Origin of the sequence: Cupriavidus sp. UYPR2.512 (assembly GCF_000379565.1) — a bacterium.
Lineage (GTDB): Bacteria > Pseudomonadota > Gammaproteobacteria > Burkholderiales > Burkholderiaceae > Cupriavidus.
The window spans coordinates 1-6,083 of sequence record NZ_KB902918.1; the positions used below are offsets into that span (position 1 = coordinate 1).

The 6,083-nt window shown below is 63.4% G+C and carries 5 protein-coding genes and 1 tRNA gene; 2 read left to right on the forward strand and 4 right to left on the reverse strand.

The genetic code is table 11. The annotated features are described in order from the left end of the window. Positions 1 to 488 precede the first annotated feature (488 nt). Positions 489 to 2,075, reverse strand: a complete 1,587-nt coding sequence (aceB, locus tag A3A5_RS0110765) for a malate synthase A (protein WP_018310585.1) — start codon at positions 2,073 to 2,075, stop codon at positions 489 to 491. A 43-nt stretch (positions 2,076 to 2,118) separates the two neighbouring features. Then, positions 2,119 to 2,820: a haloacid dehalogenase type II gene (locus tag A3A5_RS0110770; protein ID WP_018310586.1), complete on the reverse strand. Its 702-nt coding sequence runs from the start codon at positions 2,818 to 2,820 to the stop codon at positions 2,119 to 2,121. Between the two features lie 137 nt (positions 2,821 to 2,957). Here A3A5_RS0110770 and A3A5_RS0110775 point away from each other — a divergent pair, with 137 nt between their 5' ends. Then, on the forward strand, positions 2,958 to 4,046 hold the full coding sequence (locus A3A5_RS0110775; RefSeq protein WP_369797768.1) for a LysR substrate-binding domain-containing protein: 1,089 nt from the start codon (positions 2,958 to 2,960) through the stop codon (positions 4,044 to 4,046). A gap of 156 nt (positions 4,047 to 4,202) precedes the next feature. Further along, positions 4,203 to 4,637, forward strand: a complete 435-nt coding sequence (locus tag A3A5_RS0110780) for a universal stress protein (RefSeq protein WP_018310588.1) — start codon at positions 4,203 to 4,205, stop codon at positions 4,635 to 4,637. A gap of 81 nt (positions 4,638 to 4,718) precedes the next feature. On the opposite strand, the gene A3A5_RS0110785 is transcribed toward A3A5_RS0110780, so the two are convergent. Next, the gene (locus A3A5_RS0110785; protein ID WP_026200655.1) at positions 4,719 to 5,480 is read right to left on the reverse strand and encodes a M48 family metalloprotease; all 762 of its coding nucleotides are present in this window, start codon (positions 5,478 to 5,480) and stop codon (positions 4,719 to 4,721) included. Positions 5,481 to 5,725: 245 nt separating this feature from the next. Beyond that, positions 5,726 to 5,801 (reverse strand) — tRNA-Met (locus A3A5_RS0110790). Positions 5,802 to 6,083: the final 282 nt, after the last annotated feature.

Genomic DNA, 6,083 nt, shown 5'->3' on the forward strand with positions numbered 1-6,083 from the left:
CAGGTCTCCACGGCTTTACTCGTCCGTGTGCAGTACTATCGGGACTCTGACTCCTGCCAGCGTTCACCTCGCCGGCAGGTCTCCCCGCTTGCTTCGTGCTACCGTCCTATCGTTCCGTCCTCAACCACGTGGTACGCCACCGCACCGCTTTATCCGCCACNACAGCGTGCTGTGTTGCTTCCAGGCTTCGCCACTTTAGTGCAGGCTCGCCGCCATACCCCGCCGAAACAGGTTCGTTAACCTACGGACCGACAGTTCGCTTCCGGTTACTCCCCACCCCGCCTCGCGACGACGCAGTTACCTTCAGCTACGGAGCTGTGGCCAACTCCGGCAGGGACTTGCACCCCGCAGATCGCACGCTCTCACGGGCGTACACTAAACCGCTCGCGCGGCAAGGCTACGGCCATACTGACGTCCTGGCGAGACTCCCAAAAGAAAAAACCGCAGCCAAAGCTGCGGTTTTCTCATCCTACAAGCGCCCTACCCGCTCAAACTTCCTCATACAGCGGCAGCGTCAGGAACTCGGCAAAATCCTCCGACGTAGACATCTGCTCGAAAATCTCGGCAGCCCGGTCATACGTCTTGGTTTCGCCACCAACCAGTTCCTTCACCTTGGCCAGCTCTTCCGGGATCAGCTTGCGCACCAGCTCAGCCGTCACCTTGGTGCCGTCTTCCAGCTTGCCCTTCGGCGAACGGATCCACTGCCACACCTGCGAGCGCGAGATCTCGGCGGTAGCGGCATCTTCCATCAGATTGTGGATCGGCACGCAGCCGTTACCATCCAGCCAGGCGCCCAGGTAGTGGATGCCGACGTTGATGTTCATGCGCAGGCCGTGCTCGGTGATCGGCGTTTCCGGCTTGAAGTCGAGCAGGTCGGCGCCCTTCACTTGCACATCCGGGCGTTGCTTGCCGAACTGGTTCGGCTTGTCGCCCAGCACTGCCACGAATTCCTTCATGGCCGGCTCAACCAGGCCCGGGTGGGCAACCCAGCCGCCGTCGTAGCCGTCGGTGGCGTCGCGGCGCTTGTCGCTGATGATGCCTTCCATGGCGATGGCGTTCTTCTCCGGATCGTTCTTGATCGGGATCAGCGCGCTCATGCCGCCCATGGCGGGCGCGCCACGGTGGTGGCAGGTCTTGAGCAGCAGCAGCGCGTAGGCGCGCATGAACGGCGCGGTCATGGTGACCTTGGCGCGGTCGGCCAGGCAGAAGTCCTTGTCGTTCTTGAACTTCTTGATGCACGAGAAGATGTAGTCCCAGCGGCCGGCGTTCAGGCCAGCGCTGTGCTCGCGCAGTTCATACAGGATTTCGTCCATCTCGAACGCCGCCAGGATCGTTTCGATCAGCACGGTGGCCTTGATGGTGCCTTGCGGCAGGCCGATTTCGTTCTGCGCCATCACGAAGATGTCGTTCCACAGGCGCGCTTCCAGATGGCTTTCCATCTTGGGCAGGTAGAAGAACGGGCCGGCGCCGCGGGCGATCTGCTCCTTGGCATTGTGGACCAGGAACAGCGCGAAGTCGAAGATGCCGCCCGAGATGCGCTTGCCGTCGATGGTGACGTGCTTCTCGTCCAGGTGCCAGCCGCGCGGACGCACTTGCAGCGTGGCGATCTTGTCGTTCAGCTTGTATTGCTTGCCCTTGGATTCCAGGGTCAGCGTGCGGCGCACGGCGGCCTTCAGGTTGACCTGGCCCTGCAGCTGGTTGTGCCAGTTGGGGGTGTTGGAATCCTCGAAGTCGGTCATGTAGCTGTCAGCGCCCGAGTTGAAGGCGTTGATGACCATCTTGGCCTCGACCGGGCCGGTGATTTCCACGCGGCGGCATTCCAGGGCCTGGGGGATCGGGGCAACTTTCCAGTCGCCCTCACGGATGCTCTTGGTTTCCGGCAGGAAGTCGGGGAGCTCACCGGCGTCCAGGCGCTTGGCGCGTGCCACGCGCGCGGCCAGCAGTTCCTGACGGCGCGGTTCAAAGGCGCGGTGCAGCTTGTCTACCAGGGCCAGGGCTTCCGGCGTGAGGATATCTTCGTAGGCCGGCAGGATCTCGCCGGTAATCTTCATGCCCGCGGGCAGCGTGATAGCCATCAGTGTTCTCCTGTAAACGATAGGCTTGGTTATTTGGGGGCTGCTACACCGCCACGCCACGGGCGCGGACGAATTCCAGCAGGTCGCTCATGTCGTGCCCGGTGCCGGAGGGGGCTACGTCGAGCCGCTCCGCCGGATGGCCGGCACGGTTGATCCAGAACGTGGTGTAGCCGTACCAGGTGGCACCGCAGGCGTCCCAGCCGTTGGACGAGACAAAGAGCATCTCTTCCGCGGGCAGGCTGAAGGCTTGCGGCCCCAGCGCGTAGGCGGCCGGCGCGGTCTTGTACTGGCGCACGGCGTCCACCGACAACACGTGGTCGAACAGGCCATGCATGCCGGCGCTCTTGACCGAGATGTCCAGCATCTCGGCATTGCCGTTGGACAGTATGCCCAGCGGCAGCCCGGCGCGGCGCAGGCGCTTGAGCGCACCCAGGTTCTCCGGGAACGCAGACAGGCACGCATATTCCTTGAGCAGCTGCGCTTCGGCGGCTTCGTCCAGCGTCAGGTTCAGGCGCTCGGCGGCGTAACGCAGCGCGTCCACGGTGATCGCCCAGAACGGCTTGTAGCGCGAGCCATCGGGGGCGGCCATGGTGCGTATGCGCGTGTAGTCGATCTGCCGGTCCCGCCACAGCAGCGCCAGCGCCTCGCCGCGGCCCGGGAACAGCTGTTCCGCGCGCGCGGTGACGGAATACACGTCGAACAGCGTGCCATAGGCATCGAAGACGACTGCGCGGATCTTGTTCATGAGGGCCTGGGCAACCTGCAACGGTACGGGCGACTGGGTGGATGGATGAGCAGACCACAGCTGCGTGGCTCTGTACACCATTGAATGCATCGAATTGTAGGGAGACGCTGCAGTGCGGCAAAGTGGTCGCGGGTCACTTGATCTTTTACTTTTACGCAACTAATCTTGGCCGGCTAAAGCAAAACTCCGCACCAAATCCTTCTCACTGCCGGCCATATGGACGCAACGCCACCGATTGCGTGACCATGCCGGCACACCGCAGGCACATCAGGCAAACATTTGTGGATCATTTCAAACAACTGGAGACCTTTGTATCCGTCGCGTCGCGCGGCAGCCTTTCCGCGGCGGCGGCGGCTGAAGGCGTGGCCCCGGCCATCATCGGGCGGCGCATCGACGCGCTGGAGGAGCGCCTGGGTGTCAAGCTGCTGGTACGGACCACGCGCAAGATCAGCCTGACCTTTGAAGGCTCTGCCTTCCTGGAAGACTGCCAGCGCATCCTGAACGACCTGCACAATGCCGAGGCCAGCGTCTCGGCCGGCGGGGTCAAGGCCAGCGGGCACCTGCGCGTGACCGCGCCGGCGGGCTATGGCCGCAAGCACGTGGCGCCGCTGGTGCCGCTGTTCATTGAGTCGCACCCGGACGTTTCGATCACGCTGGACCTGTCTGACCGCGTGGTCGACCTGGTCAATGAAGGCTTCGACTGCGCCATCCGCCTGGGCGACCTGCCCGACTCCAGCCTGGTATCGATCCGGCTGGCCGAGACGCGCCGCGTGGTGGTGGCCTCGCCCGAGTACCTGGCGCGCGCCGGGCGCCCCAGGGCGCCGGAAGACCTGCAGCGCCACAACTGCCTCGCCTTTGGTGCCAGCGCTAATGTGCAGCGCGGCTGGGTGTTCCAGGAGGAAGGCCGCGCGGTCACGGTCAAGGTGGGCGGCACCATGGAATGCAGCGACGGCGCGGTACTGCATGAGTGGTGCCTGCAAGGCAACGGTCTGGCGTGGCGTTCCTGGTGGGAGGTGGGCAGCGAGATCGCCAGCGGGAGGCTGGTGACGGTGCTGGATGAGTTCCAGGCGCCGCCGATCGGCATCCACGCGGTGTTTCCGCAGCGCAAGCACCTGCCGCTGCGGGTGCGGCTGTTTATCGACCACCTCAAGAACACCTACGGCAACCCGTCCTACTGGCGCCGGGCCGAACAGGCCGCGGCCATGCCGGTTGCGGAGGTAGGCTGAAGGACGGGGCCCTGCCGGTGTGCTGAGACCCTTTCATTGCAATTGATTCCGCGCAATGCCCTTCTCGGCACACTGACTACAATGGATTCGTGACAGGTGCCGCCGATGCCAGCTGGCTGCCCTGCCCCGATCCCCTAGTCAGAAAAGGAGCCCCGCATGTTCCAACATATCCTGCTACCCACCGACGGCTCGGAACTCTCCAGGAAGGCCATCAACGGCGGGCTGGAGCTCGCCAAGGCCATCGGCGCGCGCATCACGGCCTATGTCTGCCTGGAGGAGTACCCCTACACGCCGTTCAGCGAAATCGTGGTCGAGGCCCCGCAGGCCTTCAAGGACCGCATCGAGAACCAGGCCAAGCTATATCTGAAAGAGGTCGAGAACCTGGCCACGGCGGCAGGCGTAACCTTTGACGCAGATATGTCGACCTTTGCGGTGCCCTACCTGGGCATCATCGACGCGGCCGAGCGCCATGGCTGCGACGTGATCTTCATGGCATCTCATGGCCGGCGCGGGCTGTCCGGCCTGCTGCTGGGCAGCGAGACGCAGAAGGTGCTGACGCATACCGACATCCCGGTGATCGTCTACCGCTGACCCCCGGCGCGCAGCGCCAACAAAGCAAGACCGCCCGCACCGGCATACCGGTGCAGGCGGTCTTTTGCTTGCGCAGGCCGCTTATGAAGCCTTGCTGATGCGCTGCTCGATATGCCTGGCGCGGTCTTCCGAGCCCGGGTGCGACGAGAACATGCTGGACTTGCCGCCGTCGAGCTTGGCCAGTTTCTGGAATGCCGTCACCAGGCCACGCGTGCTGGCCTTGTTCTTGGTCAGCAGGTCAAAGGAATAGTCATCCGCCGCGCTTTCCTGCGACTGCGAGAACTGCGCGTTGATCAGCTTCTCGCCCAGTTCGCCCAGTTGCGACTGCGACAGCGCCGCCACCGCGCCGTTGCCGGCAGCTGCCGCCGCGCCGCGTGCGGCCGTGGCGGTGTACGCAACCTGCATGGCCTTCTTGGTGTGGCCCAGCGCCACGTGGCCCAGTTCATGGCCCAGCACGCCGCGCACTTCGTCGTCGGTCATCATGTCCATCAGGCCGCTGTAGACCCGCACGCAGCCGTTGGCCATGGCCCAGGCGTTGACGTCCTTGGTCATGTAGACCTTGGCGTTGACGTTGGGCACGTCACTGTTCTTCAGGCCGCCCATGATCTTGACCAGGCGCTTGCTATAGGTGGTATTGGCAGCTGCGATCTTGTTGGTCTTGTCCGACTCGGCGCAGGCCTGGTCGGACAAGCTCTTGACGTCGGCGTCGGACAGCGTGGCGGCCTTGGCCAGCGAGGTGCCGGCGCTCAGCATGCCGTCGACATTGGTGGGCATGCCGCCGGAACAGCCGGCCAGCAGTGCCGCCGCGACGGCGCAGGAAGCGAGCGAGAGAGATGCTTTCATGATGTTGTTCTTGGTGAGTGGCTCGGATGTGCCGATAAAGGCCCCGGTACTTTAAGCCATCTCTCTTGCGGCGGGAATCACCCAAATGCTACAAATCGCCAAAAGTGACAATTGATTGCATTCCAGCAGATTCGCGTCCGCCGCCCGGCGCAGCGCTTAGATACCGGCTCACGACAATGTATCTCTTCGACCAGTTCGCCAATACAAAAAGCCCGCGCGGCGCGAACCGGGCGGGCTTTCGGATCTGGTTGCGGGGGCAGGACTTGAACCTGCGACCTTCGGGTTATGAGCCCGACGAGCTGCCAACTGCTCCACCCCGCGGGGCGCAATATACGCGAATTGGCAGCATCTGGATACCCTTGAATGAGAAATGCCCCGCCGGCGTGGACCTGGCCAGGCTTGGGAGCCAACTCTGCAGAGACTTTGAATTTTGAACACCTGCTGAACAGCTACCCACTTAGGAACGTGCTCGAAATAACTTCCCGCTATGCGGCGTTCCGTGAGCGGATGCTGTAGTTCCACGCAGGCAAGGTTGAGTCGTACTCGATGTTCAGTGAAGCACGGACGCAACGAGTGACTGTCCGTCCGGCTTCATAGACTCCG

Coding starts and splice junctions, on each gene's coding strand:
- A3A5_RS0110785 (WP_026200655.1), bottom strand. CDS start 5,480: ATGAAAGCATCTCTCTCGCTCGCTTCCTGCGCCGTCGCGGCGGCACTG.
- A3A5_RS0110780 (WP_018310588.1), top strand. CDS start 4,203: ATGTTCCAACATATCCTGCTACCCACCGACGGCTCGGAACTCTCCAGG.
- aceB (WP_018310585.1), bottom strand. CDS start 2,075: ATGGCTATCACGCTGCCCGCGGGCATGAAGATTACCGGCGAGATCCTG.
- A3A5_RS0110770 (WP_018310586.1), bottom strand. CDS start 2,820: ATGAACAAGATCCGCGCAGTCGTCTTCGATGCCTATGGCACGCTGTTC.